Raw genomic sequence first — 25,290 nt, 5'->3', positions numbered from 1 at the left:
CTCTGGGCGGGTGAGAGTGCGCACACCCGGCCGTGGGGCCGGCCCGGCAGCGGGCTGCGTGTGCCCCCAGCGGGGGTCGAACCCGCACTGGACCGGGTTTAAGCCGGTTGCCTCTGCCGGTTGGGCTATGGGGGCGCGCCACCATCCTGCCGCACGAGCGGGGCGCGCCGTCCCGCACCAGCCGGGCGGCGCGGTGGGCGCGCCCGGCTCACGACGCCGGTCCCGACCCACCGTCCCAGCCGGGGACGGGGCCGCGCCCCGGGTCGCGCGCGCGGCACCGGGCGAGGACGTCGTCGAGCATCGCCTCGGTGAGCCGCCCCGTGAAGGTGTTCTGCTGGGAGACGTGGTAGCTCCCGATGAGCGCGACCTCATGGCCGTCCGGGTTGGTGACGGACGCCTCGGTGCCGTGCCCGAACGGTGGCCGCGGGCGCGGCACGGACCAGCCGAGCGCGCGCAGCGAGGACAGCGCCGCCTGCCACGCGATGCCGCCGAGGGCGAGGATCGCCGTCGTCGTCGGCATGACGAGCGTGATCTCCCGCTCGAGCCAGCCGGCGCACGCCGCCCGTTCCCCCGGTTCCGGCCGGTTGTCCGGGGGCGCGCACCGGACGGCGGAGACCATCCGGGCGCCGGTGAGGGCGAGACCGTCGTCGGCGTGGAGAGAGGTGGCCTGGTTGGCGTAACCCGCACGGTGGAGCGCCGCGAAGATCCAGTCACCCGAGCGGTCCCCGGTGAAGAGACGGCCCGTCCGGTTCGCCCCGTGAGCGGCGGGCGCGAGGCCGACGACGAGCAGGTGGGCGCGGGTGTCGCCGAACCCCGGCGCAGGCCGACCCCAGTAGGGCTCGTCCGCGAACGAGCGGCGCTTCGTCACCGCGACCTCCTCGCGCCAGGCGACGAGCCGAGGGCACGCCCGGCACACGCTCGAGCGGGCATCGAGCACCGGCAGGTCCCGGGAGCCGGCGGCGAGGCGGCGCACCCCGGCCGCCGAGCGGGCCACCGGGGTCGCGGGCGTGGCGCGGTCCCCGGGCCAACCGGTGCCGGGCGCGATCGGGCTCATGCCTCCATCATCGCCACGGCCGGCTCCGGCGCGCCCGCGAGGCGTCGCGGACGGCGGCGAGGGCGGAGGCTCATGCCTCCATCATCGCCACGGCCGGCTCCGGCGCGCCCGCGAGGCGTCGCGGACGGCGGCGAGGGCGGTGCCCGGAGCCGGAGCGCCGCCCCCCGGGACCGTCGGGCACGGCGGCCGGGCCGGGGGTTAGTCTGATCCGCGGTGTGCCGGGAAGCCTGGTCGGCGTCCCGTTCCCGACCCCGAAGGCACCGACGTGACCAAAGCCCGTGACTCCCGTGCCCAGAACCGCCCTGCGGTGCGTGGCGACCGCCCGAACCTCTCCTCCCGGCGCCGGCCGGCGACCCGCTTCCTGCGGGCCCTCCCAGGACACGTCCGGGACGAGACGACCGCCGGCATCGTCCTCCTCACCGCCGCTGTCCTCGCGCTCGCCTGGGCGAACTCCCCGTGGCGCGAGACGTACGTGGGCATCTCCGAGCTCCGCGTCGGCCCCAGCGCCCTGCACCTCGACCTGAGCCTGGCCACGTGGGCGGCTGACGGCCTCCTCGCGATCTTCTTCTTCGTCGTCGGCCTCGAGCTCAAGACGGAGTTCGTCACCGGCTCCCTGCGCAGCATGCGGCTCGCCCTCCTGCCGATGCTCGCCGCCGTGGGCGGCATGATCGCGCCCGCCGTCATCTACGCGGTCGTCCAGATCTCGGCCGGCTCGGACGGGATGGACGGCTGGGCGATCCCGACGGCGACGGACATCGCCTTCGCCACCGCGCTGCTCGGCGTCTTCGGACGCGGCTTCCCCCCGGCCCTGCGGACCTTCCTCCTCACCCTCGCGGTCGTCGACGACCTCCTGGCGATCACCGTCATCGCGGTCTTCTACACCGACGAGATCAACGGCATCGCCCTCCTCGCGTCCCTCGCCGCCATCGCCGTCTTCGCCGTCCTCGTGCGGCGCCGCATGACGTCGTGGTGGATCCTCATCCCGGTCGCGCTCGTCGCCTGGGCGCTCATGCACGAGGCCGGGGTCCACGCGACCGTCGCGGGCGTCCTGCTCGGCATGTGCGTCCCCGCGCGCCGGCAGCGCGGTGAGGACGACGCGATGACGCACCGCTTCGTCGAGCACATGCAGCCGTGGTCGGCGGGTATCGCGCTGCCGGTGTTCGCCTTCTTCGCCGCCGGGGTCTCGGTCGTCGACTCCGGTGGTCTCGCTGCGCTCGTCGCGGACCCCGTCGCCATCGGCGTCATCCTCGGGCTCGTCCTCGGCAAGGTCATCGGCATCTGGGGCAGCGTCGCCGTCCTCACCCGGGTCACGCCGCTGCGGCTGGGCAACGGGATCGACCTCGCCGACCTCCTCGGCGTGACGTTCCTCGCCGGGATCGGTTTCACGGTCTCGCTGCTCATCTCCAACCTCGCGTTCGGCGACCACGTCCACGCCGACCACGCGAGCGTCGCCGTCATCATCGGCTCGGTCATCGCCGCGACGCTGGGTGCCATCACGCTGCGCATGCGGCTGCGGACCCGCGTCCGCGGCCGGGGCGCGCACCCCCGGCGGGGCTGAGCACCAACCGCTGACCGCGGGCCGCGGCAGGTCGCTCAGCGGCGTGCCGCGGTCAGCAGCGTGCCGCGCTCAGCGGCCGATGCTCAGCGCGATCCCGTCGAGGATGTCGTGCTCGCTCGTCACGGCGGCGGTGAGATCACGGCCGGTGATCGCGACGTCCCGCCGCACCCGGTCGATGACCTCGCTCCAGATGAGGGCGCCGGCACCGATGACGTCGACCCGGCCGGGGTGCATGAACGGCATGGCCGCGCGCTCCTCCCGCGGGGCGGCGAGCAGGTCGGCGCACGCGCGCAGCGCGTCGTCGACGCCGATCTCCGCACCGTCGACGCGGGAGCGGTCGTAGGCGGGCAGGCCGAGCGCGCGGGCCGTGACGGTGGTGACGGACCCGGCGAGGCCGACGAGCGTGCCCGTGCAGCCGAGCGGCACGAGCGCCGCGGCCGCGTCGAGCGCGGCACGGACGTCGGCGCGCGCGGCGGCGACCTCCGCGGGCGTGGGCGGGTCACCGGCGAGGTGGCGCTCGGTCATCCGGACGCTGCCGATGTTCATCGACGTCGCCGCCTCCGGCGTGCCGTCACCGAGCACGAGCTCGGTCGAGCCCCCGCCGATGTCGACGACGAGGAAGGGACCCGGGTGCTTGCCGCCGAGCACGCTCGCGGCTCCCGCGAAGGACAGCGCGGCCTCCTCGTCGCCGCTGACGACCTCGGGCTCGACGCCGAGGACGGCGCGCACGCCGTCGACGAAGTCGCCCCGGTTGGCGGCGTCGCGGGTGGCGGACGTCGCGACGAAGCGCACCGCCTCCACGTCATGGGCGCGGCACGCCTGCGCGTACCGCTCGGTCGCGGCGAGCGTCCGCGCCAGCGCGGCCGGGTCGAGGGAACCGGTGCGGTCGACCCCCTGGCCGAGCCGGACGATCTCCATCTCGCGGACCCGCTCGTGGAGGCCCCCGGCGTCGTCGACGTCGGCGATGAGGAGGCGGATCGAGTTCGTCCCGCAGTCGATGGCAGCTACGCGTCTCACGCGCCCAACCCTGCCACGATCAGCAGGTGCAGCGCTCCGGACGCCACACCGGGCGCAGGAGGGTCAGGGCCTCGTCGCCGAGCGGGTTGACGCCCGGCCCGACGGCGAGCGCGTGGCCGACGAGGACGTGGAGGCACTTGACCCGGGTGGGCATGCCCCCGGCGGAGACGCCCTCGATCTCCGGGACCTCGCCGAGCTCGGCACGGCGGCGCAGGTAGTCCTCGTGCGCGCGCCCGTAGGCAGCGGCGAGTTCGGGGTCGCTCTCGAGGCGCGCGGTCATCTCGCGCATGACGCCCTCGGCCTCGAGCGTGCTCACCGCGCGCACGGCCGGCGGGCACGTGAGGTAGAACGTCGTCGGGAAGGGCGTGCCGTCGTCGAGCCGCGGGGCGGTCCGCACGACCGTGGGGCGCCCGCAGGCGCAGCGCGCGGCGACGCCGACGACTCCGCGCGGGAGCCGCCCGAGCTGCTCCGCGAGGACCGCGAGGTCCTCCGCGCTCACCGTCTCGGGCCCGGGGGCCGTCCCTGCTGCCGTCACCGGCCCTCCTCCGCGGGCGTGGCGCCCGGTTCGCTCTGGCCGGGAGCCGTGGCCCCCGGCACGCTCACGCCCGGTGCCGGCTCGCCCGGGGCGGTCTCGCCGGCCACCTGGATGGAGTCCCACACGCTGAGGTACCACGGTGCCTCGAGCTGGCGGACGACGGCGGCGCCGTCGTCACCACCCGCGGCCCCCTCCCCGACGACGGTCTCGGGGTCGACGACCCGGTAGCTCGTCTCGCCCGGCATGATGAAACCGAGCCGGTCACGGGCCTGCGCCTGGACGTAGATGGGGTCCTGCCACCGCTCGAGGTCCGCCTCGAGCTCGGCGTTTCGGGCCTTGGCCGCCTCGACCTGGGCGGTGACCTCGCGCAGCTCCTCCTGCTGCTCGACGGCGTGGCGCAGCGTCGGCGCCAGCACGATGAAGGCGATGAGGAGCACGAGGAAGAGACCGAGCCCGCGCAGGGTGATGGTCGGGGCGGGGACGTGCTCGGCGGCCGACTCGGTGAGGGCCGCGGTGCGTTCGCCGCGGGCGCGGTCGGTGCCGCGTCCGCTGCCCCGCGAGCCCGGGCGCGCGGCGGACGGGCGTGCCGAGGTGGGCCGGGAGGCGGCCGCGCGCCGGGGGGTGGCGGGCTGCCGCCGAGGGGTCGCCGCTGGGCGTCGCGGCGCGGCCGCGGGCGTGCGGCCCGCTCCCGCGCCCCGCCGGGGCTCGGGCGGACGTCGGCTCGTCATGGCGTCATGGTCTCTCAGGAAAGGCGCGATCGCCGGGACCGGGGTGCGTGAGTCGCCCGTAGAGGCACCTCACACCCCGGCCCCGGCGATCGTCGGCGCCGCGGTGCGGCGTCGAGCTCCGCGTGGGCCCTGGATCAGGCCCTGACGCGGGGGAAGGCCGAGCGGCCGGCGTAGACGCCGGCGTCGTCGAGCTCCTCCTCGATGCGCATGAGCTGGTTGTACTTGTTGATGCGCTCGCCGCGGGCGGGCGCACCGGTCTTGATCTGGCCGGCGTTGACCGCGACGGACAGGTCGGCGATCGTCGTGTCCTCCGTCTCGCCGGAACGGTGCGAGACCATCGCGGTGAAGCCGTTGCGCTGCGCGAGCGTGACGGCGTCGAGGGTCTCGGTCAGCGTGCCGATCTGGTTGAGCTTGACGAGGAGGGAGTTCGCCGAGCGGAGCTCGATGCCCTTGGCGAGGCGCTCCGGGTTGGTGACGAAGAGGTCGTCGCCGACGATCTGGACGCGGTCACCGATTTCGGTGACGAGCTGGGACCACGAGCTCCACTCGTCCTCGGACAGCGGGTCCTCGATCGAGACGAGGGGGTAGTCCGCGACGAGCTGGGCGTAGTACGCGACCATCTCGTCCGGCGTCGTCGCCTTGCCCTCGAAGGAGTAGGAGCCGTCGGCGAAGAACTCGGTCGCCGCGACGTCGAGGGCGAGGCCCACGTCGGTGCCGGCGGTGAAGCCGGCCTTGTCGATGGCCTCGAGGATGAGGTCGAGGGCGTCGCGGTTGCTCGGCAGGTCGGGGGCGAAGCCACCCTCGTCGCCGAGGCCGGTGGCCAGGCCGCGGCCCTTGAGGACGGACTTGAGGGAGTGGTAGATCTCGGCGCCCCAGCGCAGGGACTCCTTGAACGTGGGGGCGCCGACGGGCGCGACCATGAACTCCTGGATGTCGACGTTGGAGTCCGCGTGCGAGCCGCCGTTGAGGATGTTCATCATCGGCACGGGGAGCAGGTGCGCGTTGGGGCCGCCGACGTAGCGGAACAGGGGCAGCCCGGCGCTCTCGGCCGCGGCCTTGGCGACGGCGAGCGAGACGCCGAGGATGGCGTTCGCACCGAGCTTGCCCTTGTTGGCCGTGCCGTCGAGGTCGATGAGGACCTGGTCGATGATGCGCTGCTCGCTCGCCTCGATGCCGAGGACCTCGGGGGCGATTGTGTCGATGACGGCGTCGACGGCGTCCTGCACGCCCTTGCCGAGGTAGCGCGACTTGTCGCCGTCGCGGCGCTCGACCGCCTCGAAGGCGCCGGTGGAGGCACCGGAGGGGACGCCGGCGCGAGCGATGGTGCCGTCGTCGAGTGCCACCTCGACCTCGACGGTGGGGTTGCCGCGCGAGTCAAGGATCTCGCGGGCGCCTACGGCCTCGATGCTGGCCACGGGTTCTCCTTCTTTCGACGTGAGGAACGGGTGCGTTCGTCACCACGATAGTCGCCGACGAATCGGGCGCGCCTGGGACCTCCGGCGGGCGGACACCGGCAGCGGGGTCGGAGCGGCGTGGGGGGCAGGTCTCGACGTCGCCCGGGAGGGCTCTGCCGGTCCGCGCCCCGCCCGTCAGCGACGGCCGCTGTTACGGGGGTGGTTCTTGGCGGTCCGCTCGTTGCCGCGGCGGTAGTTGCCCGTGAGCCGAGCCATGAGCGCCTGGGGGTCACCGCGCGCGACGTCCTCGAGGAAGGCCGCCGCGCGGCGCCCCCGCAGGGTCGTGGCCAACCGCCCGTGGTGGGAGATCCGCACCTCGCCCCCCGGCGCGACCACGAACTCGAAACCCTCCGGACGAGAGCTCATCGCGCCGGGCGTGCACGCGCGTGCGGCGCGGCGTCCTCATCGGGCAGTCTCACGCGCGTCGCCTCTCCGTTCCGGCGGTCTCTCGAGCTCGGCCCCGCGGGTTCGTCGGCCGGCTCAGCCCTGCGGGACGGGGAAGCCCTCCTCGGGCTCCGGGGCGACGAGCCACGGGTAGGACGGTGCCGTCAGCTGGCCGTCGGCGGTGAGCTCTCCGTAGCGGGGGTTGAGCTCGATGTCCGCCTCGGACACCCGGCGGGCGATCTCCTCGCTGATCATCATCGCGTCCGGCGAGGTCTGGATCTGCTGGTTGACGAGGGTCATCTGCGCGATCTGGATGACCCCCTCGCCGTAGCCCTCGGCCGGCGGCGTGCCACCCGCCTGCTCGATCTGCGCGTCGAGGAGCTGCGCGCCCTGCTCCGTGGAGACCGCGATCCCGGCCTCCTCGGCGACGGCGAGGATGGGCGGCATGACGGCGAGCGTCGAGATCATCGCCGCGGCCGACGTCGGCTGGCCCGTGACGAGCTCGAAGTCCCGCACGGCCTCGGAGAGGAACGCCTCGCTGATGCGCTCGCCGTCGACGACGGCCGCGGCGCCGGGGTTCGCCGAGCACCCGGCGAGGGCGGCACCTGCCAGCGCGACTCCGGCCAGCGCGCGAGCGCCGCGCGGGAACGTTCTCGATGCCACCGGTCTACCTCCGAGTGCTACTCACGTCCGCGTGACGCGGACGACGTCGGGACCATCGTAGGGCCACCCGGCGACGCCCCCGAGACGCCGCCGTCCGCCGGGGCGACGGGCGCCCCCACGTGAAGGCCGCCCGGGGGGCCCCGCCGCTTCCTCCACAGGCTGACGTGCGCGGACGCGAGTTGCCCACAGGCCTGTGGACACAAGTTGTGGACAACTCACGTCAGCAGGAGCCCGCGCGTCGCTCCGCGCACGGCCACTACTCCGCGCCCACCTTGGCCGCCGCCGCGACGGTTCCGACGAGGACCGCGTCGATGACGTCGCGCACCCACTCCATGAGGGCGACGTCCCGCAGGGGCTTGCCGGCCACCTTCGCCGTCGTCGGGTACGGGACGAGCGCCGTGCGCACGGCGGGCTTGAGGACGGTGCCCGGGTAGAGCCGCTTGAGCCGGAGCTGGGCCGACTCGGGCAGCTCGACCGGCGCGAACCGGACGTAGCGGCCCTGGGCGGTGATGTCGGTGAGGCCGACGGACCGGGCCTGCGTGCGCAGCCGGGCCACGGCGAACAGCCGCTCCACCGGTTCCGGGACGGGCCCGTACCGGTCGGTCAGCTCCTCGCGGATGGCCTCGATCGTCGCGTCGTCGTCGGCTGCGGCGATCTTCGCGTACGCCTCGAGGCGCAGGCGCTCGTGCGCGACGTAGTCGTGCGGGACGTGCGCGTCGACGGGCAGCTCGATCCGCACGTCCGCCTTCTCCGGCTCGCCCTCGCCGCGGAACTCCGCGACGGCGTCGGAGACCATCCGCACGTAGAGGTCGAAGCCGACCCCGGCGATGTGCCCGGACTGCTCCCCGCCGAGGAGGTTGCCCGCGCCGCGGATCTCGAGGTCCTTCATCGCCACCTGGATACCCGCGCCGAGGTCCGTGTGCGCGGCGATCGTCGCGAGGCGGTCGTGCGCCGTCTCGGTGAGCGGCTTCTCCGGCGGGTAGAGGAAGTACGCGTAGGCCCGCTCGCGCCCACGGCCGACGCGCCCGCGCAGCTGGTGGAGCTGCGAGAGCCCGAACGCGTCGGCCCGCTCGACGACGAGCGTGTTGGCGTTGGAGATGTCGAGACCGGTCTCGACGATGGTCGTGCAGACGAGGACGTCGAACTCCTTGTTCCAGAAGTCCTGGATGACCCGCTCGAGCTGGTGCTCGCCCATCTGCCCGTGCGCGACGGCGATGCGCGCCTCGGGGACCAGCTCGGCCAGGCGTGCGGCCGTCTTCTGGATCGTCGAGACGCGGTTGTGGACGTAGAAGACCTGACCCTCGCGCAGGAGCTCGCGCCGGATGGCCGCGCTCACCTGCTTCTCCTCGTACGCACCGACGAAGGTGAGCACGGGGTGGCGCTCCTCCGGCGGTGTCGCGAGGGTGGACATCTCCCGGATGCCGGTGATCGCCATCTCGAGCGTGCGCGGGATCGGCGTCGCACTCATCGCGAGGACGTCGACGTTCGTGCGCAGCTGCTTGAGCGTCTCCTTGTGCTCGACGCCGAAGCGCTGCTCCTCGTCGATGATGACGAGGCCGAGGTCCTTGAAGTGGACCTCACCCGTGAGGAGGCGGTGCGTGCCGATGACGACGTCGACCGTGCCCGCGCGCACGCCCTCGCGCACCTCCGTGGCCTCGGCGTCGGTCTGGAAGCGGGACAGGGAGCGCACGGTGACGGGGAAGCCCGCGTATCGCTCGGAGAACGTGTCGAGGTGCTGCTGGACGAGGAGCGTCGTCGGGACGAGGACGGCGACCTGCTTGCCGTCCTGGACGGCCTTGAACGCGGCGCGGACGGCGATCTCCGTCTTGCCGTAGCCCACGTCACCGCTGATGAGGCGGTCCATGGGCATCTGCTTCTCCATGTCCGCCTTGACCTCGTCGATCGTGACGACCTGGTCCGGGGTCTCGATGTGCTCGAAGGCGTCCTCGAGCTCGCGCTGCCACGGCGTGTCCGGACCGAAGGCATGGCCCTTCGTCGCGGCCCGGGCGGCGTAGAGGCGGATGAGCTCCGAGGCGATCTGGCGGACCGCCTTGCGCGCGCGGCCCTTCGTCTTCGCCCAGTCTGAGCCGCCCATCTTGTTGAGGGTGGGCGCCTCGCCGCCGGTGTACTTCGACACCTGGTCGAGGGAGTCGGTCGGGACGTAGAGCCGGTCGCCGGGCTGGCCGCGCTTGGAGCTCGCGTACTCGATGACGAGGTACTCCCGCGTCGTCGCCTCCTTGCCGGTGCCGACGGTGCGCTGGACGAGCTCGACGAAGCGCCCGACGCCGTGCTGGCCGTGGACGACGTGGTCACCCGCGCGCAGCGCGAGGGGGTCGACCGTGTTGCGCCGCTGCCGGGAGGGCATCTTGCGCATGTCCCGGGTCGAGGTGCCCGCACGGCCGGTGATGTCGGACTCCGTGAGCATGGCGAGCTTGAGGTCGGGGGCGACGAAGCCGCGACCGATGCTCGCCGTCGTCACGAGGACGACGGCCTCGGGCGGGGCGTCGGCGACGTCGTCGACGAGGCGCGCCGGCACCCCTTCCGACGCCAGCTGCTCGGCCATGCGGCGGGCCGGGCCGGGCCCCTCGGTCGTGAGGACGATCCGCCACCGGTCGCTCGTGAGGGCACGCAGGTCCGCGACCGCCTTCTCGACGTCGCCGCGGTACGGCTCGACGTCGCGCGCGCCGACGGCGCTCGGGCCGCGGGACTCGGCGTCCGTGGCGCCGGCGGCAGCGAGGGCCTCGGCGGCCTGGGCGGCCGCGCTCCCGGGCGCCGCCGGCGGCCGTGGGGCGGCGGCGTCGTCGTCGGGCTCCTCGCCGGGGGCGTCGGCGGACAGCGACGTGAGGCTCCACCAGCCGAGGCCGCGGGCCAGGGCGAGGTCGCGGGCGTCCTCGATCTCGGTGAAGGAGGCGGCGCGCAGGTCGAGCGGCGTGCTCCCGCCGACAGCGGCGGAGGCCCACGCCGCGGCGAGGAACTCCTCGGTCGTCGAGACGAGGTCGTGGGCGCGGCGCCGGATGCGCTCGGGGTCGGACAGGACGACGAGCGTCTCGGCCGGGACGAGGGAGAGCACGGGGACCATGTCGTCGACGAGGGCCGGTGCGAGTGACTCCATGCCCTCGACGGCGATGCCCTCGCTCATCCGCTCGAGCATCTCCGCGGCCCCGGGCAGCTGGTCGACGAGGGCGGCGGCGCGCGCGCGGACCTTCTCGGTGAGGAGGAGCTCGCGGCACGGGGGTGCCCACAGGCCGCGGTCGGCGATCTCGAGGGAGCGCTGGTCCGCGACGGCGAACCAGCGCACCTCCTCGACCGTGTCGCCCCAGAAGTCGATGCGCAGCGGGTGGTCCTCGGTGGGCGGGAAGACGTCGAGGATGCCTCCGCGCACGGCGAACTCCCCGCGCCGCTCGACCATGTCGACCCGGCTGTAGGCGGCGGCGCTCAGGCGCGCGGCGACCTGCTCGAGCTCGACCTCCTGCCCCACCTCGAGCGAGACGGGCTCGAGCTCGCCCAGGCCGGCGACGACGGGCTGGAGCAAGGCACGGACGGGGACGACGAGCACCCGGATCTCACCGGCGTACCCGGCCTCCGCGCTCGGGTGGGCGAGGCGGCGGAAGATCGCGATGCGGCGGGCGACGGTGTCGCTGCGCGGGGAGAGCCGCTCGTGCGGGAGGGTCTCCCACGCCGGGAGGACGGCGATGTCGTCGTCGGGCATGAAGCAGCGCAGCGCGGCGGCTGCCTCGTCGGCCTCGCGGCCGGTGGCGGTGACGACGACGACGGGGCGCTGGGTCGTGGGGGTGGCGCCGTCTGCGCCGGCGACGACTGACGCTGCGCCGGCGGTCGCGGAGGGCGTAGCGGTGGCGTCCGCAGCGGCGGCCTGGCCCGTGGGGGCGCCGGCGATCTGGGCGACGATGGGCGCGCGCACGCCGAGGGGCGCCCGCAGCACGTGGAACCCCCGGCCTGCGACCGCCTCGAGCGTCGCGGCGATCGCGGGGTCCTGTCGCAGGGCCGGGAGCAGTCCGGTGAGTCTCATGGGTCCTTCGCGATCGGGACGGCAGCGGCCGCCCACGCCGTCGGCGACGCGTGGGCAGCACACGAACCCCGCAACCAGGAGGAGACGGGGCCGCCGACGATTCTACGGCGCACGCGGTGGTGCCGCTCGGCCGCCCGGGCCCCGCGGCGCCCGGTCGCGGCCGCGCCCCCGGACGACTCCAGCCGGCGCCGAGCGCCGGTGGACCGCCGGGTCAGGCGTCCTGGTCGGCGAACTGCGTGCGGTACAGCTCGGCGTAGAGGCCGCCGGCGGCGAGGAGCTCGGCGTGCGTGCCCTGCTCGACGACGCGCCCCCGGTCGAGCACCGCGATGGAGTCGGCCTTGCGCACGGTCGAGAGGCGGTGGGCGATGACGATCGACGTCCGCCCGGTCATCGCCTCGTCGAGCGCCCGCTGGACGGCCGCCTCGGACTCGGAGTCGAGGTGCGCCGTCGCCTCGTCGAGGACGACGACGCGGGGCGAGCGCAGGAGGAGCCGGGCGATGGCGATCCGCTGCTTCTCCCCGCCGGAGAGCCGGTGCCCGCGGTCGCCGACGACCGTCTCGAGCCCCTCGGGCAGGCGGTCGATGACGTGGTCGACGTGCGCCGCCCGCAGCGCCCCGGCGATCTCGTCCTCGGTCGCGCCGGGACGCGCGTAGACGAGGTTCGCGCGCACGGTGTCGTGGAACATGTGGGCGTCCTGGGTGACGACGCCGACGGCGGCGTGCAGGCTCGCCTGGCGCGCGCGGCGCACGTCCACCCCGCCGAGGCGGACGGTGCCGGCGGTCGTGTCGTACAGCCGCGCGACGAGCGCCGAGAGCGTCGTCTTGCCCGCACCCGAGGGGCCGACGAGCGCGAGCACCGAGCCCGGCGGGACGGAGAGCGTGATGTCGTGGATGACGTCGGCCTCGTCGTCGGCGGTGCCGGCCATCGCCGCGCCGTCGACGCCCTCGATGCTGCGCCCCTCGCTCGTCGCCTCGGCGGCGGCCGCCGGGGTCGCTGCGGGCCCGGCGTCGGCGCCACCGGAGGACTCGAGGGAGAGGAGCGAGACCTCCTCCGGGCGCGGGTAGCGGAAGCTGACGTGGTCGAGCTCGACGCTGAGCGCGCCGGCGGGCAGGTCGACTGCGTCGTCGGCATCGGTGACCATCGGCTCGAGGTCGAGGACCTCGAAGACGCGCTCGAACGAGACGAGGGCGGTCATGACGTCGACCTGGACGTTGCTCAGCGCCGTCACCGGCCCGTAGAGGCGGCCGAGGAGCCCGGCGAACGCGACGAGCGTCCCGACGGAGACCGCCCCGTCGATGGCCAGCAGGCCGCCCATGCCGTAGACGAGCGCCGTCGCGAGCGAGGCCATCGCGCCGAGCGCCGCGAAGAAGACGCGGCTGCTCATCGCCGTGCGCACACCGATGTCCCGCACCCGCCCGGCGCGCTGGGAGAACTCCTGCTGCTCACGCTCCGGGTCCCCGAAGAGCTTGACGAGGAGGGCGCCGGCCACGTTGAACCGCTCCGTCATCCGGTTGCCGAGCTCGGCGTTGAGCGCCATGCCCTCACGGCGCAGGCCCGCCAGGCGTCGCCCGACGCGCCGCGCCGGCAGCAGCAGCGCCGGGACGATGAGGAGCGCGACGACCGTGATCTGCCACGACAGCGCGAGCATCGTCATGAGGACGACGACGACGGAGACGACGTTGGAGACGACGCCGGACAGGGTCGAGGTGAACGCCTGCTGCGCCCCGATGACGTCGGAGTTGAGCCGCGTGACGAGCGAGCCCGTCTGGGTCCGGGTGAAGAACGCGACGGACTGGCCCTGGACGTGGCCGAAGACGTCCGTGCGCAGGTCGTAGATGAGGCCCTCGCCGATGCGCGAGGAGAACCAGCGCTGGACGAGGGTGAGGACCGCCTCGAGGACGGCGACGACGGCGACGAGGCTCGCGAGGATGAGGACGAGGCGGCGGTCGCCCTCGGCCACGCCGTCGTCGATGATGCGCTGCAGCAGGAGCGGCGTGGCGACGACGAGGAGCGCGCCGGCGACGACGAGCACGAGGAAGAGGGCCATCTGGGCGCGGTAGGGCTTCGCGTAGCCGAGGATGCGGCGGGTGGTTCCCTTGGCGAGGCGGTGGTCCGCGACGCTCGCGTCCTGGCGCAGCGAGCGGCCCACTCCCCCGCCGCCCATGCCCCCGCCCATGCCCCCGCCCATGCTCACGCGGGGCTCCCGGTCGTGTGCAGGCGGAGCTGGGCCTTCTCGAGGCCGAGCGTGAGGACGTCCTCGACGGCGTCGGCCGCCTCCTCGAGCGTGACGCCGAGCCCGGGGCGCTCGGCGACGGCGAAGTCCCGCAGGACGTAGTCGGCGGCGTCCATGCGCCCCGGCGGTCGGCCGACGCCGATCCGCAGGCGGACGTAGTCCTTCGAGCCGAGCGCCTGGGAGATGGAGCGCAGACCGTTGTGGCCGCCCTCCCCGCCCCCGCGCTTGAGCCGCAGGGTGTCGGGGGGAAGGTCGAGCTCGTCGTGGACGACGAGGACCTGCTCGGGAGGGAGGTCGTAGAAGGCGGCGAGCGCGGCGACCGGCTTGCCCGAGACGTTCATGTACGACGCCGGCTTGGCGAGGATCGCGCGCGGGCCCGGCGCGCCGCCCGGGAGCACCCCGAGGCGGCCGTCGAGGACGTGCGCGCGCGCCTTGTGGGTCGTGAAGGTCCCGCCCATCCGTCGCGCGAGCACCTCGAGGGCCATGTGACCGACGTTGTGCCGGTTCCCGGCGTACTGGGGCCCGGGGTTGCCGAGGCCCACGACGAGCCACGTTCCGCTGCTCATGCGCTCTCCTTCGTCCGACTCAGACGCGTCACGCCCAGGCGGCAGGTGCCGGTCCTGGGCGTGACGGTGGTGCTGGGGTGGAGCCGGGAGGTCAGTCCTCGACCGTGACGCCGGCCTCGGCGCCGGCCTCGGCGGAGGCCTCGTCGGCGGCGATGTCGTCGGCAGAGGCGCGCGGCACCGAGATGATGACGACCTCGTGCTCGGCGTCGTCGTCGATCGTGGCCTCGTCCGGGCGGGGGATGTCGCTGACGCGGACGATCGCGCCGTCGGTGAGGCCCTCGATGGAGACGTCGATGCGCTCGGGGATGTCCGTCGCGGGGACCGTGATCGTGAGGTACTGGAGCTCGAGCTGGTGGATCGTGCCGGGGTAGGACTCGCCCACGATGTGGACGGGGACCTCGACGGTCACGCGCTCACCCTTGTTGACGACGACGAGGTCGACGTGCTCGATGGTGCGGCGGACGGGCTCGCGCTGGACGTCCTTGGCGAGGGCGAGCTGCTCCCGGCCCTCGATGTCGAGCGTGAGCAGGGCGTTCGCGTTGCCCTTGAGGGCGAGGAACGTCTCGTGCGAGGGGAGCGCGAGGTGCTGCGGCTCCGTGCCGTGCCCGTAGAGGACGGCGGGGATGAGGCCGGCGCGGCGGGTGCGGCGGGCCGCGCCCTTGCCGAACTCGTTACGGGCGGTGGCGGTGAGCTTGCTGACGGACTTGGCCACGGGGGTCTCCTCGGGATGCATCTGGACGGCGGTGGGCCTTGGCGCGGGACGTCGGACGGACGGCGCACATAGCACCCACCGCGTCGATAACGGAGTCGGTCCGGTCGGGCCCTGGGCCCGTCCGGCCTCCCTCGCCGAGGCAACCTGACTATGTTAGCCGACGTCCGTGCCGGCCTGCTCCCCCGAGGTTGTGCACCTGCTCACCGCCGGGTGCGGGTTGCCGCGGCCCCGCATCCGGCTGTGCGCCTCGACACGCGCTGTGCGCCTGGTCTACCAAGCGCACGGCGCGTGTCGAGGCGCACAGCCCGGCGCTTCTCACGGGAACGACCCCAGCGCAGCATGCCGAGGCGCACGGTGCGGTGCGTCATCCGGGCACGAGCCCAGCGGCCGCCAGAATTCGGCCGAGTCTCGCGATGTCCAGCGCGTCGGACCAGTCCCACCGCACGACCCCGTTGCCGAGCGCCCGGAGCCGGTCCTCCCGACGCTTCTCCTGCCACAGCACTTCGCGGGCGTCCTCGTCCGAGCGTGCTGTCTCCCGTGCGAACTTCACCCGCCCGTCGAACTCACCGATGAGGCAGAACCGGTACCACCAGAAGTCCGTCCGGCCGACGAAGCCGGCATCGTCGAAGAACTGCCGCTGCAGCTCGGGGACGGGCAGTCCGAGCTCGTACATCCGCGCGCGGCTGAGCGATTCTCCGACGGACTGCGCGCCGCCGTCGGCGCACTCCACCACTCTGCGTGCCCGGTCCAGCCCCCGAGCGCCGCGCATGAGGTCAAGCTCCTCCGCCAGCTCCTCCGACGACGTCGCGCCCGTCGCGAGGGCGTGGTCCGCACTCGCCAGTGCCGACGCGAACGTCCGTGTCCTCGCCATGTCCAGGACGGTGCGCGCGACGGAGGTGACGGCGACGCCGTCGGCCATGACGACGTCCGGCATCCGCTTCACCCCGTGCCTCGTCACCCCAGCGCTCCCACGGCCGCCGGCCGCGGTGGCCTCGATGACGTGGACGCGGTCAGGCCACGCACCGATGATCGGGATGCCCAGCATGATCGCCGCAGACTCGTACGCGAGCGGGGCGGGAGTGCGCATCGCGCTCAGCGTGCCCTGGACGAGAATGCGGTACCTCTCCGCCGGCCGCGCGTTCTCCCATGTGGTGCGCTCGGCATACGTCCCTCGCCGGACGCGGACGAGGGCCGCGGCGCGCGAGGGCCGGCGCCTCCCCGAAGACGGTGCGACCTCACCGACGGCGCTGCTCGCGCCCGGTAGTGGTTCGGTGCTCATGACCGAGCATGATCGACGGAGCAGGTCGGTCGTGGCTCGGTCGGACGTCCAGCTTGTGGAGAAGGTCAGCGCGCGACCCGCTGTGGACGAGCCACCGGTCGCCCCCGCAGCCCTGAGCACCGCGCGGTCACGCTCCCGTGCGGCCCCAGCACCGCCCGTGCCCGCAGCCCTGTGCGCCTCGACACACGCTGTGCCCCTGGTCTACCAAGGGCACGGCGTGTGTCGAGGCGCACGGCCGGCGGGACCCGCAGGATGTTCCGGAAGGGGCCCAGCTGAGGGCGGCCACAGGAGCACCTGCACGTCACCCGCCGGGCCCCGCGGTAGCGGGCTACTCGAAGAGGCTGGTGACCGATCCGTCGTCGAACACCTCGCGGATCGCGCGGGCGATGAGCGGGGCGATCGGGAGCACCGTCAGCTGCGGGAAGTGCTTGTCCGGCGTGATCGGCAGCGAGTCGGTCACGATGACCTCGCGGGCGCCGCACTCGCTCAGCCGCTGGGCAGCCGGGTCGGAGAGCACACCGTGCGTCGCCGCGACGATGACGTCGGAGGCGCCGGCCGCCAGCACGATCTTGACCGCCTCGGCGATCGTGCCGCCGGTGTCGATGAGGTCGTCGACGAGGATGCACGTGCGGCCCTCGACCTCACCCACCACGCGGTTGGCCACCGACGAGTTCGGCCGGTTGATGTCGCGGGTCTTGTGGACGAACGCGAGCGGTCCACCGCCGAGCTTGGCCGCCCACTGCTCGGCCACGCGGATGCGCCCGGCGTCCGGGGAGACCATCGTGACGTTGGAGGCGTCCACGCGGGAGCGGACGTAGTCCGTGAGGATCGGCATCGCCCACAGGTGGTCGACCGGCCCGTCGAAGAAGCCCTGGGTCTGCGCCGCGTGGAGGTCCACCGACATGAGGCGGTCCGCCCCGGCGGTCTTGAACAGGTCCGCGACGAGGCGGGCCGAGATCGGCTCGCGGCCCTTGTGCTTCTTGTCCTGGCGCGCGTAGGGGTAGAACGGCGCGACCACGGTGATGCGCTTGGCGGAGGCCCGCTTGAGCGCGTCCACCATGATGAGCTGCTCCATGAGCCACTGGTTGATCGGCGAGGTGTGCGACTGGAGGACGAACGCGTCGCACCCGCGCACGCTCTCGTCGAACCGGACGTAGATCTCGCCGTTCGCGAAGTCGTACGCCGTCACCGGCACGAGCTCGCTGCCGAGCTCGTGCGAGACGGCGGACGCGAGCGCGGGGTGGGCGCGTCCGGACACGACGACGAGTCGCTTCTCGCCGCGGGAGGTGATCCCTGTCATCAGTGGCTGTCCCCTTCGGGTACATCGGTCGGAGCGTCGCTGCCGGAGGCAGGCGACTGTCCACGGGCCAGCTCGGCCCGAGCCTGGGGGGAGAGGTCGTCGGCGGTGACGGCGAGCGCGGCCGTGGCCGCCTCGGCTGCCGCGGTGCCGGCGCGTCGGCGCAGCACCCAGCCCTCGATGTTGCGCTGCGGGGCGACGTTGATGGCGAGCGCGCCCGGCGGCACGTCCCGGCGCACGACGGCGCCGGCACCGGTGTAGGCGCCGTCGCCGACGGTCACCGGCGCGACGAACATGTTGTCCGAACCGGTCCGCGCGTTGGAGCCGATGCGGGTGCGGTACTTGCGCACGCCGTCGTAGTTGACGAAGACGGTAGCGGCCCCGATGTTCGTGCCCTCGCCGATCTCGGCGTCGCCGACGTAGCTGAGGTGCGGCACCTTCGAGCCTGCGCCGATCTGGGCGTCCTTCGTCTCGACGAACGTGCCGATCTTGCCCTCGGCGCCGAGCACGGTGCCGGGGCGGAGGTAGGCGAACGGGCCCACGGTCGCGTCCTCGCCGATCTCCGCGCCGGACCCGTGGGTGCGGATGACGGTCGCGCCGGCCCCGACGGTGACGTCGCGCAGCGTCGTGTCCGGGCCGACCGTCGCGCCGGTCTCCACGCGGGTGGTGCCGTGCAGCTGCGTCCCGGGGAGGATCGTGACGTCGGGGGCGAGCTCGACGTCGACGTCGACCCATGTCGTCGCCGGGTCGACGACGGTGACGCCCGCCTGCATCCACTCGGTGACGACGCGGCGGTTGAGCTCGGTGCCGAGCGCGGCAAGCTGGGCGCGGTCGTTGACGCCCTCGACGAGCCACGTGTCCTCGACGGCGATCGCCTGGACGCGGTGGCCGTCGGCGTGCGCGAGCGCGAGGACGTCGGTGAGGTAGACCTCGCCCTGGTCGTTGGCGCTGTCGACGCGCTGGAGCGCGTCGCGCAGGACGTCGGCGTCGAAGCAGTAGACGGACGCGTTGATCTCGTCGATCGCGCGCTGCTCGGCCGTGGCGTCGCGCTCCTCGACGATCCCGACGACGGTCCCGGCCTCGCGCACGATCCGCCCGTACCCGAACGGGTCGGCCACGCGGGTGCTGAGGGCGGTCACCGCGTTGCCCTCCTCCTCGTGGGCCCGGACGAGCTCGGCGAGCGTCCCGGTGTCGAGGAGCGGCACGTCGCCCGCGAGGACGACGACGGACCCGGTCAGCCGGGCACCGGGGCGGGTGGCGTCGGTGTCGTTGGACTCGGGCTCGTCGTGCTCGGCGTGGCCGGCGAGGAAGGCCTCCCCCGCCTGGACGACGGCGTCGAGGACGCCGAGCGCGCACTGGACGGCGCGCCCGGTCCCCGGGACGTCGTCCTGCTCGACGACGACGACGCCGGGCAGCACCTCGCGGGCGTGCGCCGCGACGGCCTCGCGCTCGTGCCTGACGACGACGGCGAGCCGCTGGGGCTCGAGGCCGGCGCCGGCGGTGAGCGCATGGCCGAGGAGGCTGCGCCCGCCGATCTGGTGGAGCACCTTCGCGGTGCTGGACTTCATCCTCGTGCCCTCGCCGGCGGCGAGGACGATGACGGCTGCGGGCTGCGGACTCACGCTTGACGGCTCCTCAATCGGGTCCTGCCCGGGCGGTGCCCGGGCTCGTGCAGGTTCACTCTATCGGCCGGCGCCGGTGCTGCGGCCGGCGTGGTCACGCACGGGCTCCGCCCCCAGGATTCGAACCCGGACCGCAAGGCACCAAAGGCCTGCGTGCTGCCGTTACACCAGGGCGGACCTGCTCGGGCGTACGCCGGAGCAGGGACCAGTCTGCCAGCCGCGGGACCGGGCGCCGGGCGCCGGGCGTGGGGGGTGAGCGCCCTGCCCGTCCCGCCCCTCCGGCTCCCGGCACGGCATGATGGCCGGGTGGCCACCGACAGCAGACGTCCGGCTCGTGCGCGCATGACGGGCAGCCAGCGGCGTGAGCAGCTGCTGGACGTCGCTCGGGCCCTCTTCGCCGAGAAGGGGTTCGAGGGCACGAGCGTGGAGGAGATCGCCGCGCGGGCCAAGGTGTCCAAGCCCGTCGTCTACGAGCACTTCGGGGGCAAGGAGGGCATCTACGCCGTCATCGTCGACCGCGAGGTGCAGCACCTCCTCACGACGCTCACCGGTTCCCTCCGCACCAGCGGACACCCGAAGATGATCGTGGACCGGACGGCGAGGGCGCTCCTCGACTACATCGACGCGCACACCGACGGGTTCCGCATCCTTGTGCGCGACTCCCCCGTCGCGCAGGCCACGGGGACGTTCTCCTCGCTCATCGGCGACGTCGCGACGCAGGTGGAGCACATGCTCGCCGAGCAGTTCCGCCGCCGGGACCTCGACCCGGCCACTGCCCCCATCTACGCCCAGATGCTCGTCGGCATGATCGCCCTCACCGGCCAGTGGTGGCTCGAGGCCCGCAGCCCAGACCGCGCCGAGGTCGCCGCCCACCTCGTCAACCTCGCGTGGAACGGCCTGAGCGGCCTCGAGCGCAACCCGCGCCTGACGGCACGCGCGCCGCAGCCCGCCGAGGAGCCCGGTCCCACGGACTAGGCGGGGCGTACGCCCGTGCGTCGGCGGGGGCGGCGCCATGTCCGCGACCGGCGGCCCCGCGGCTCACGGGCGGTCCGCGTCCGACGTGCCGCGCGGGCGCGCCTCGGCGAACACGACGCGACGTGCCGCGCGGGGGCCTCGACGCGCCGGACGGAGCCGATAGGCTCGCGACCGTCGTCGGCGGGGGCACGACCCGGCCCCGCGCGGACGTCGACCGTCGGCCCTCGGGCGGCCGACCTGCCGACCTGACCGCTACCGACCTGGCGCCTCGCGCGGGATTGGAGTGCACCGCTTGTGAGCATCCTCGAGATCGACCACCTCACGAAGTCGTACGGAAAGATCCACGCCCTGCGCGGCCTGACGTTCTCCGTCTCGGGCGGCGAGATCTTCGGGTTCGTCGGCTCCAACGGCGCCGGGAAGACGACCGCCATGCGGATCGCGCTCGGCGTCCTCGCCGCGGACTCCGGCGAGGTCCGCTGGGACGGGCGTCCGCTCGACCTCGACCAGCGTCGACGCGTCGGTTACATGCCCGAGGAGCGCGGCCTCTACCCGAAGATGAAGGTGGGCGAGCAGCTCGTCTACCTCGCGCAGCTGCACGGGATGGGCGCCTCCGACGCGCAGCAGGCGATGGAGCGCTGGACCGAGCGCCTGGGCGTGGCCGGCCGCCGCGGCGACGACGTCGAGAAGCTCTCGCTCGGCAACCAGCAGCGGGTCCAGCTCGCCGCGGCGCTCATCCACTCCCCCGACATCCTCGTGCTCGACGAGCCGTTCTCCGGGCTCGACCCGGTCGCCGTCGACGTCATGAGCTCCGTCCTGCGCGAGCGCGCCGACGCCGGGGTGCCCGTCATCTTCTCCTCGCACCAGCTCGACCTCGTCGAGCGGCTCTGCGACCGCGTCGGGATCGTCCGCGCCGGCGAGATGGTCGCGCTCGGCACGATCGACGAGCTCCGCACCACCGACACGGCCCACTGGCGCGTCGCGGTCGAGGGAGCCGCACCCGGTTGGGCGCGCGCCGTCCCGGGCGCGCGAGTCATCGGCGACGACGGCGTCTACGTCGAGGTGGAGCTCGGCGCGGGCGCGGACGAGCAGCCCCTCCTGCGGGCAGCGACGGCGGCCGGGCGCGTGCGCGAGTTCACGCGCGTCCGGCCCACGCTGACCGAGCTCTTCCGCGGCGTCGTCAGCACCGACGAGCCGGCTGCCGAGCCGGCGAACGCCAGCGACAAGGGCCGAGGCCGCAAGCGAGGTCTCGGCCGCCGAGGGAAGGATGCCGCATGAGCGCCCAGCGAACGCCCGCGAAGGCCCGGGGCACCGGCAACCTGGCGACGATCTGGCTCGTCGCCAGGCGCGAGTTCAAGGCACGCTTCCTCACGAAGTCGAACATCATCTCGCTGGTGATCCTCGCCGTCGTCATCGTGGTGGGCATCGGCGCCATGAACTACTTCATGGAGCGTGAGGGCGACGGCGCCGCCGCCTTCACCGTTGCCGTCGACACCGAGACCGGCGTGCTCGAGGAGCCGCTCACCTCGGCGGCGGCGACCCTCGGCACGAGCGTCGACGTCGTGACGATGGACCGCGCCGAGGCGGAGACCGCCCTGGTCGAGGACGTCGACGCGTTCCTCACGGGGGAACCCGCCGCGCCGGAGATGCTCGTCGAGGAGGACGCGGACCCGGAGCTGCTCGGGGTCGTGACCTCCGCAGTCCAGGCTCACGCCCTGACGGTCGAGATCGAGGACCTCGGCGGGGATCCCTCGACCGTCGGGCAGGCGCTCGCGGGGGCGGTCCCGTCCGTGACGTCGCTCGACCCCGACGAGGCGGGGGGCATGTTCGGCCCCGCCTACTTCGTCTCGATCCTCATGATCTCGGTCCTGCTGTTCGTCCTCATCAGCACGGGGTCGATCATCGCCATGGGCGTCGTCGAGGAGAAGACGTCGCGCGTCGTCGAGATCCTCCTCGCGACGATCAAGCCCGCCCAGCTGCTCGCGGGCAAGATCCTCGGGATCGGGCTCGTCGGCCTCGTCCAGGTCGTCCTGCTCGGCGGGAGCGCGACGCTGGCGATGATGGCGACCGGGCTCATGGATGGCTTCGAGATCGACCTCAGCGCCACGATGCTCATGACGCTCCTGTGGTTCCTCCTCGGGTACGCCATCTTCGCGCTGCTGTTCGGCGGCTTCGCGGCGCTCGTCTCGCGGCAGGAGGAGATCGGCGCCGTGACGACGCCGCTCATGTTCCTTCTCTTCGTGCCGTACTACGCGTCGATGTTCCTCGTCCCCGAGCAGCCGGACAGCACGCTCGTGCGGGTGCTCTCGCAGGTGCCGATCTTCTCGCCGTTCATGATGCCCATGCGCACCGGCTTCGGCGCCGTCGAGGGCTGGGAGGTGGCCCTCGCCGTCGCGATCGCCCTCGTGACGATCCCGCTCCTCGTGTGGATCGGCGCGAAGGTCTACAAGCGGGGCGTGCTCCACACCGGCGGGCGCATGAAGCTCACCGAGGCTCTCCGCGGCTGACCCGCCCGGCGCCCGACGGCGGCCCTGTTGCCGCCCGCCAGCCCGTACCGCCCGTACGCCCGCCGAGGCCGCGCCTCGACCTGCTCCACGTGCGTGTTCCAGCACGGGCGCCGAGCAGCTCGAGGCGCGGCCACTGGGCGGGGACGGGCGCGCCGGACAGCGCGAGGCGCGCTCCCCCGCCCCTCCCCGTAACTATCTCGATGTCGAGTAATCTGGCGCAGGTGATCCCGCCCGAGCCGACCCGCGACGAGGTGGACCGGATCGTCGACGCCTGGCGCCGCGAACGGCCGGACCTCGACCACGAGCCGCTCCAGGTCTTCTCCCGCGTGAGCCGGCTCTCCCGCCACCTCGACCTCGCGCGGCGGCACGCGTTCGCGGCCCACGACCTCGAGGGCTGGGAGTTCGACGTCCTCTCCTCGCTGCGCCGGGCGGGTGAGCCCTACGAGCTGACCCCCGGCCGCCTCCTCACGGAGACGCTCGTCTCCTCGGGGACGATGACGAACCGCATCGACCGGCTCGTCACCCACGGGCTCGTCGTGCGCGCGGCGGGGCAGGGCGACCGCCGGGTCGTCCTCGTGCGCCTCACCCCCACCGGCCGCGCGCGGGTCGACGCCGCGATGGCTGACCTCCTCGAGAGCGAGCGCGCACTCCTGGCCAACCTCGACCCGTCCGAGCGCCGGCTCCTCATGAGCCTCCTGCGCTCGCTGCTCCTGCCGTTCGAGTCCTGAGCCCGGCGGGCGCGCCGCGGTCGCCGGGACTCGCCTACCCTTGTCGGGATATGGCGCATCTTCTTGGGGCCGAGGCCCTGCATCTCGAGTACCCGACCACCGTCGTCTTCGACTCCGTCTCTCTCGGCGTCAACGAGGGCGACCGCATCGGCATCGTCGGGCGCAACGGTGATGGCAAGTCGAGCCTGCTCGCCATGCTCGCCGGCCGGCTCGAGCCGAACTCCGGCCGGGTCACCGTCCGCGGCGGGGTGACGGTCGGCGTCCTCGACCAGGCGGACGTCCTCGACGACGACGCCACGGTCGGGTACACCGTCGTCGGTGACGTGCCGGACCACGAGTGGGCGCGGGATGCGCGCATCCGCGACGTCATCTCCGGCCTGCTGGCCGACCTCCCCCGGGAGGCGGTCCTCGGCACCCTCTCGGGCGGGCAGCGCCGCCGCGTGGCGCTCGCACGGCTGCTCGCCGGCGACTACGACGTCCTCGCCCTCGACGAGCCCACGAACCACCTGGACGTCGAGGCGATCACGTGGCTCGCGGAGCACCTCAAGCGCCGCTGGGCTGCCAACGCCGGCGGCTTCCTCGTCGTCACCCACGACCGGTGGTTCCTCGACGAGGTGTGCACGATGACGTGGGAGGTGCACGACCGGGTGGTCGACCCGTTCGAGGGCGGCTACGCGGCGTACATCCTGCAGCGGGTGGAGCGAGACCGTCAGGCTGCGACGATCGAGCAGCGCCGGCAGAACCTCGCCCGCAAGGAGCTCGCCTGGCTCCGGCGCGGTGCACCCGCGCGGACGTCGAAGCCGAAGTTCCGTATCGACGCCGCCAACCAGCTCATCTCCGACGTGCCGGAGCTGCGCGACCCGGTGCAGCTCCAGGCGCTCGCCGTGCAGCGGCTCGGCAAGGACATCGTCGACCTGCTCGACGTCTCGGTGTCCTACGGCGAGCACGAGGTGCTGCGCGATGTCGAGTGGCGGCTGGGCCCCGGAGAGCGGACCGGCATCCTCGGCGTGAACGGCGCGGGCAAGTCCACGCTCCTCGGGCTCATCTCGGGCGCCGTGGCTCCGACGTCGGGTCGCGTCAAGCGCGGCAAGACGGTCAAGGTCGCGACGCTGACCCAGCAGCTCGACGAGCTGGAGGAGCACCTCGACTCCCCGGTCCGCGTCGTCGTCGAGCGGCTGCGCACGAGCTACACCATCGGCTCCGGCTCGAAGGCGCAGGAGCTCACCCCCGGCCAGCTCCTCGAGCGGATGGGCTTCGCGAGCACCCACCTCTCCGCCCCGGTCAAGGACCTCTCCGGCGGGCAGAAGCGACGCCTCCAGCTGCTCCTCGTCCTGCTCGGCCAGCCCAACGTGCTCATCCTCGACGAGCCCACCAACGACCTCGACACGGACATGCTCGCGGCGATGGAGGACCTCCTGGACTCCTGGCCCGGCACTCTCGTCGTGGTCTCGCACGACCGGTACTTCCTCGAACGGGTCACCGACCAGCAGTACGCGCTCCTCGGCGGGCGCATGCGGCACCTGCCCGGGGGCGTCGACGAGTACCTCGCGCTCCGGTCGGCCGAGCGGAGCGCTGCCCCGTCGGGCCGCGCGGGGTCCACGGCCGAGCGCGCACCGGACGACGGCGCCGCGGCGCCCCTGTCCGGCGTCGAGCGGCGGGCGGTGCAGAAGGAGCTCGCCGCGCTCGAGCGGCGGCTCGGCAAGGTGCAGCAGCGGATCGAGACCGCACGTACCGCCCTCGCCGACCACGACCAGGCCGACTACGTAGGTCTTGCCGCCGAGACGCGCAAGATCGATGCGCTCGAGCGGGAGGTCGCCGAGCTCGAGACCCGGTGGTTCGAGCTCACCGAGCTCGCGGAGTAAGGGCGCGCGGGCGTCCGTCCGCACGGACGCGCGGCGGCCGCTCACCCGGACGGCGCCCGGCCGGCGCCCCGACCGGACGCGCTCAGCGCAGG

20 protein-coding genes and 2 tRNA genes are annotated in these 25,290 nt (G+C 73.6%); 6 read left to right on the top strand and 16 right to left on the bottom strand.

The genetic code is table 11. The features are described from left to right. Window positions 1-61: 61 nt before the first annotated feature. Window positions 62-135, bottom strand: a tRNA-Leu gene (locus V2J63_RS07490). A 73-nt stretch (window positions 136-208) separates the two neighbouring features. After that, window positions 209-1,054: a uracil-DNA glycosylase gene (locus V2J63_RS07485; RefSeq protein WP_331230388.1), complete on the bottom strand. Its 846-nt coding sequence runs from the start codon at window positions 1,052-1,054 to the stop codon at window positions 209-211. A 265-nt stretch (window positions 1,055-1,319) separates the two neighbouring features. Between V2J63_RS07485 and nhaA the strand changes: the two genes are divergently transcribed. Further along, window positions 1,320-2,612: a Na+/H+ antiporter NhaA gene (gene nhaA / locus V2J63_RS07480; protein WP_331230386.1), complete on the top strand. Its 1,293-nt coding sequence runs from the start codon at window positions 1,320-1,322 to the stop codon at window positions 2,610-2,612. Between the two features lie 69 nt (window positions 2,613-2,681). Here the strand turns inward: nhaA and V2J63_RS07475 are convergent, their stop codons facing one another. The 14 genes from V2J63_RS07475 to V2J63_RS07410 all read right to left on the bottom strand — a co-directional run bounded on the left by V2J63_RS07475 (window position 2,682) and on the right by V2J63_RS07410 (window position 19,306). Then, a complete protein-coding gene (locus tag V2J63_RS07475) occupies window positions 2,682-3,629 on the bottom strand; it encodes a Ppx/GppA phosphatase family protein (protein ID WP_331230385.1) in 948 nt (315 codons plus the stop codon). 19 nt (window positions 3,630-3,648) lie between these two features. Further along, window positions 3,649-4,164 carry a DUF501 domain-containing protein gene (locus tag V2J63_RS07470; protein WP_331230384.1) on the bottom strand — a complete coding sequence of 172 codons (516 nt, stop codon included), beginning with the start codon at window positions 4,162-4,164 and terminating at the stop codon, window positions 3,649-3,651. Then, window positions 4,161-4,892 (bottom strand): FtsB family cell division protein, encoded by a 732-nt coding sequence (locus V2J63_RS07465; RefSeq protein WP_331230383.1) that lies wholly within the window; start codon window positions 4,890-4,892, stop codon window positions 4,161-4,163. The genes V2J63_RS07470 and V2J63_RS07465 overlap by 4 nt, the downstream gene beginning before the upstream one ends. A gap of 134 nt (window positions 4,893-5,026) precedes the next feature. Then, window positions 5,027-6,307 carry a phosphopyruvate hydratase gene (gene eno, locus V2J63_RS07460; RefSeq protein ID WP_331230382.1) on the bottom strand — a complete coding sequence of 427 codons (1,281 nt, stop codon included), beginning with the start codon at window positions 6,305-6,307 and terminating at the stop codon, window positions 5,027-5,029. A 174-nt stretch (window positions 6,308-6,481) separates the two neighbouring features. Beyond that, window positions 6,482-6,712: a hypothetical protein gene (locus tag V2J63_RS07455; protein WP_331230381.1), complete on the bottom strand. Its 231-nt coding sequence runs from the start codon at window positions 6,710-6,712 to the stop codon at window positions 6,482-6,484. 114 nt (window positions 6,713-6,826) lie between these two features. After that, a complete protein-coding gene (locus V2J63_RS07450; protein WP_331230380.1) occupies window positions 6,827-7,393 on the bottom strand; it encodes a hypothetical protein in 567 nt (188 codons plus the stop codon). Window positions 7,394-7,649: 256 nt separating this feature from the next. Further along, window positions 7,650-11,420: a transcription-repair coupling factor gene (gene mfd, locus V2J63_RS07445; protein WP_331230379.1), complete on the bottom strand. Its 3,771-nt coding sequence runs from the start codon at window positions 11,418-11,420 to the stop codon at window positions 7,650-7,652. A gap of 211 nt (window positions 11,421-11,631) precedes the next feature. Continuing rightward, window positions 11,632-13,608: an ABC transporter ATP-binding protein gene (locus tag V2J63_RS07440; RefSeq protein WP_331230486.1), complete on the bottom strand. Its 1,977-nt coding sequence runs from the start codon at window positions 13,606-13,608 to the stop codon at window positions 11,632-11,634. Window positions 13,609-13,610: 2 nt separating this feature from the next. Beyond that, entirely contained in the window at window positions 13,611-14,219 is a 609-nt protein-coding gene (gene pth / locus V2J63_RS07435; RefSeq protein WP_331230378.1) for an aminoacyl-tRNA hydrolase, read from the bottom strand. A 91-nt stretch (window positions 14,220-14,310) separates the two neighbouring features. Then, window positions 14,311-14,931 carry a 50S ribosomal protein L25/general stress protein Ctc gene (locus V2J63_RS07430; RefSeq protein ID WP_331230377.1) on the bottom strand — a complete coding sequence of 207 codons (621 nt, stop codon included), beginning with the start codon at window positions 14,929-14,931 and terminating at the stop codon, window positions 14,311-14,313. A gap of 364 nt (window positions 14,932-15,295) precedes the next feature. Continuing rightward, window positions 15,296-16,210, bottom strand: coding sequence for a type IV toxin-antitoxin system AbiEi family antitoxin (locus V2J63_RS07425; RefSeq protein ID WP_331230376.1), 915 nt, complete (start codon window positions 16,208-16,210; stop codon window positions 15,296-15,298). 328 nt (window positions 16,211-16,538) lie between these two features. Then, on the bottom strand, window positions 16,539-17,510 hold the full coding sequence (locus V2J63_RS07420; protein WP_331230375.1) for a ribose-phosphate diphosphokinase: 972 nt from the start codon (window positions 17,508-17,510) through the stop codon (window positions 16,539-16,541). Next, window positions 17,510-19,075 carry a bifunctional UDP-N-acetylglucosamine diphosphorylase/glucosamine-1-phosphate N-acetyltransferase GlmU gene (gene glmU, locus V2J63_RS07415; RefSeq protein ID WP_434056296.1) on the bottom strand — a complete coding sequence of 522 codons (1,566 nt, stop codon included), beginning with the start codon at window positions 19,073-19,075 and terminating at the stop codon, window positions 17,510-17,512. The genes V2J63_RS07420 and glmU overlap by 1 nt, the downstream gene beginning before the upstream one ends. Window positions 19,076-19,234: 159 nt before the next feature. Continuing rightward, window positions 19,235-19,306: transfer RNA gene (locus V2J63_RS07410), tRNA-Gln, on the bottom strand. A 165-nt stretch (window positions 19,307-19,471) separates the two neighbouring features. Between V2J63_RS07410 and V2J63_RS07405 the strand changes: the two genes are divergently transcribed. From V2J63_RS07405 to V2J63_RS07385, 5 genes are all read left to right on the top strand, one after another. Next, window positions 19,472-20,104 (top strand): TetR/AcrR family transcriptional regulator, encoded by a 633-nt coding sequence (locus V2J63_RS07405; protein WP_331230373.1) that lies wholly within the window; start codon window positions 19,472-19,474, stop codon window positions 20,102-20,104. A 294-nt stretch (window positions 20,105-20,398) separates the two neighbouring features. Beyond that, window positions 20,399-21,379: an ABC transporter ATP-binding protein gene (locus V2J63_RS07400; protein WP_331230372.1), complete on the top strand. Its 981-nt coding sequence runs from the start codon at window positions 20,399-20,401 to the stop codon at window positions 21,377-21,379. Further along, entirely contained in the window at window positions 21,376-22,608 is a 1,233-nt protein-coding gene (locus V2J63_RS07395; RefSeq protein ID WP_331230371.1) for an ABC transporter permease, read from the top strand. Before V2J63_RS07400 ends, V2J63_RS07395 begins: the two co-directional genes overlap by 4 nt. Window positions 22,609-22,808: 200 nt before the next feature. Beyond that, entirely contained in the window at window positions 22,809-23,336 is a 528-nt protein-coding gene (locus tag V2J63_RS07390) for a MarR family winged helix-turn-helix transcriptional regulator (RefSeq protein ID WP_331230370.1), read from the top strand. A 50-nt stretch (window positions 23,337-23,386) separates the two neighbouring features. After that, the gene (locus tag V2J63_RS07385) at window positions 23,387-25,198 is read left to right on the top strand and encodes an ABC-F family ATP-binding cassette domain-containing protein (RefSeq protein ID WP_331230369.1); all 1,812 of its coding nucleotides are present in this window, start codon (window positions 23,387-23,389) and stop codon (window positions 25,196-25,198) included. The last annotated feature ends 92 nt before the right edge of the window (window positions 25,199-25,290 follow it).

Source organism: Georgenia wangjunii (assembly GCF_036421975.1).
GTDB classification, from domain to species: Bacteria; Actinomycetota; Actinomycetes; order Actinomycetales; family Actinomycetaceae; genus Georgenia_A; species Georgenia_A wangjunii.
Note: the sequence above shows the minus strand (reverse complement) of the source record. Positions and strands in the feature narration are given on the sequence as shown.

What these genes read in the sequence shown, in the direction of transcription:
- V2J63_RS07405 (WP_331230373.1), top strand. Translation starts at nt 19,472, where the DNA reads ATGACGGGCAGCCAGCGGCGTGAGCAGCTGCTGGACGTCGCTCGGGCC.
- mfd (WP_331230379.1), bottom strand. Translation starts at nt 11,420, where the DNA reads ATGAGACTCACCGGACTGCTCCCGGCCCTGCGACAGGACCCCGCGATC.
- V2J63_RS07440 (WP_331230486.1), bottom strand. Translation starts at nt 13,608, where the DNA reads ATGGGCGGGGGCATGGGCGGGGGCATGGGCGGCGGGGGAGTGGGCCGC.
- pth (WP_331230378.1), bottom strand. Translation starts at nt 14,219, where the DNA reads ATGAGCAGCGGAACGTGGCTCGTCGTGGGCCTCGGCAACCCCGGGCCC.
- V2J63_RS07390 (WP_331230370.1), top strand. Translation starts at nt 22,809, where the DNA reads ATGTCGAGTAATCTGGCGCAGGTGATCCCGCCCGAGCCGACCCGCGAC.
- glmU (WP_434056296.1), bottom strand. Translation starts at nt 19,075, where the DNA reads ATGAAGTCCAGCACCGCGAAGGTGCTCCACCAGATCGGCGGGCGCAGC.
- V2J63_RS07465 (WP_331230383.1), bottom strand. Translation starts at nt 4,892, where the DNA reads ATGACGAGCCGACGTCCGCCCGAGCCCCGGCGGGGCGCGGGAGCGGGC.
- V2J63_RS07455 (WP_331230381.1), bottom strand. Translation starts at nt 6,712, where the DNA reads ATGAGCTCTCGTCCGGAGGGTTTCGAGTTCGTGGTCGCGCCGGGGGGC.
- V2J63_RS07425 (WP_331230376.1), bottom strand. Translation starts at nt 16,210, where the DNA reads ATGAGCACCGAACCACTACCGGGCGCGAGCAGCGCCGTCGGTGAGGTC.
- V2J63_RS07385 (WP_331230369.1), top strand. Translation starts at nt 23,387, where the DNA reads ATGGCGCATCTTCTTGGGGCCGAGGCCCTGCATCTCGAGTACCCGACC.
- V2J63_RS07395 (WP_331230371.1), top strand. Translation starts at nt 21,376, where the DNA reads ATGAGCGCCCAGCGAACGCCCGCGAAGGCCCGGGGCACCGGCAACCTG.
- V2J63_RS07485 (WP_331230388.1), bottom strand. Translation starts at nt 1,054, where the DNA reads ATGAGCCCGATCGCGCCCGGCACCGGTTGGCCCGGGGACCGCGCCACG.
- V2J63_RS07420 (WP_331230375.1), bottom strand. Translation starts at nt 17,510, where the DNA reads ATGACAGGGATCACCTCCCGCGGCGAGAAGCGACTCGTCGTCGTGTCC.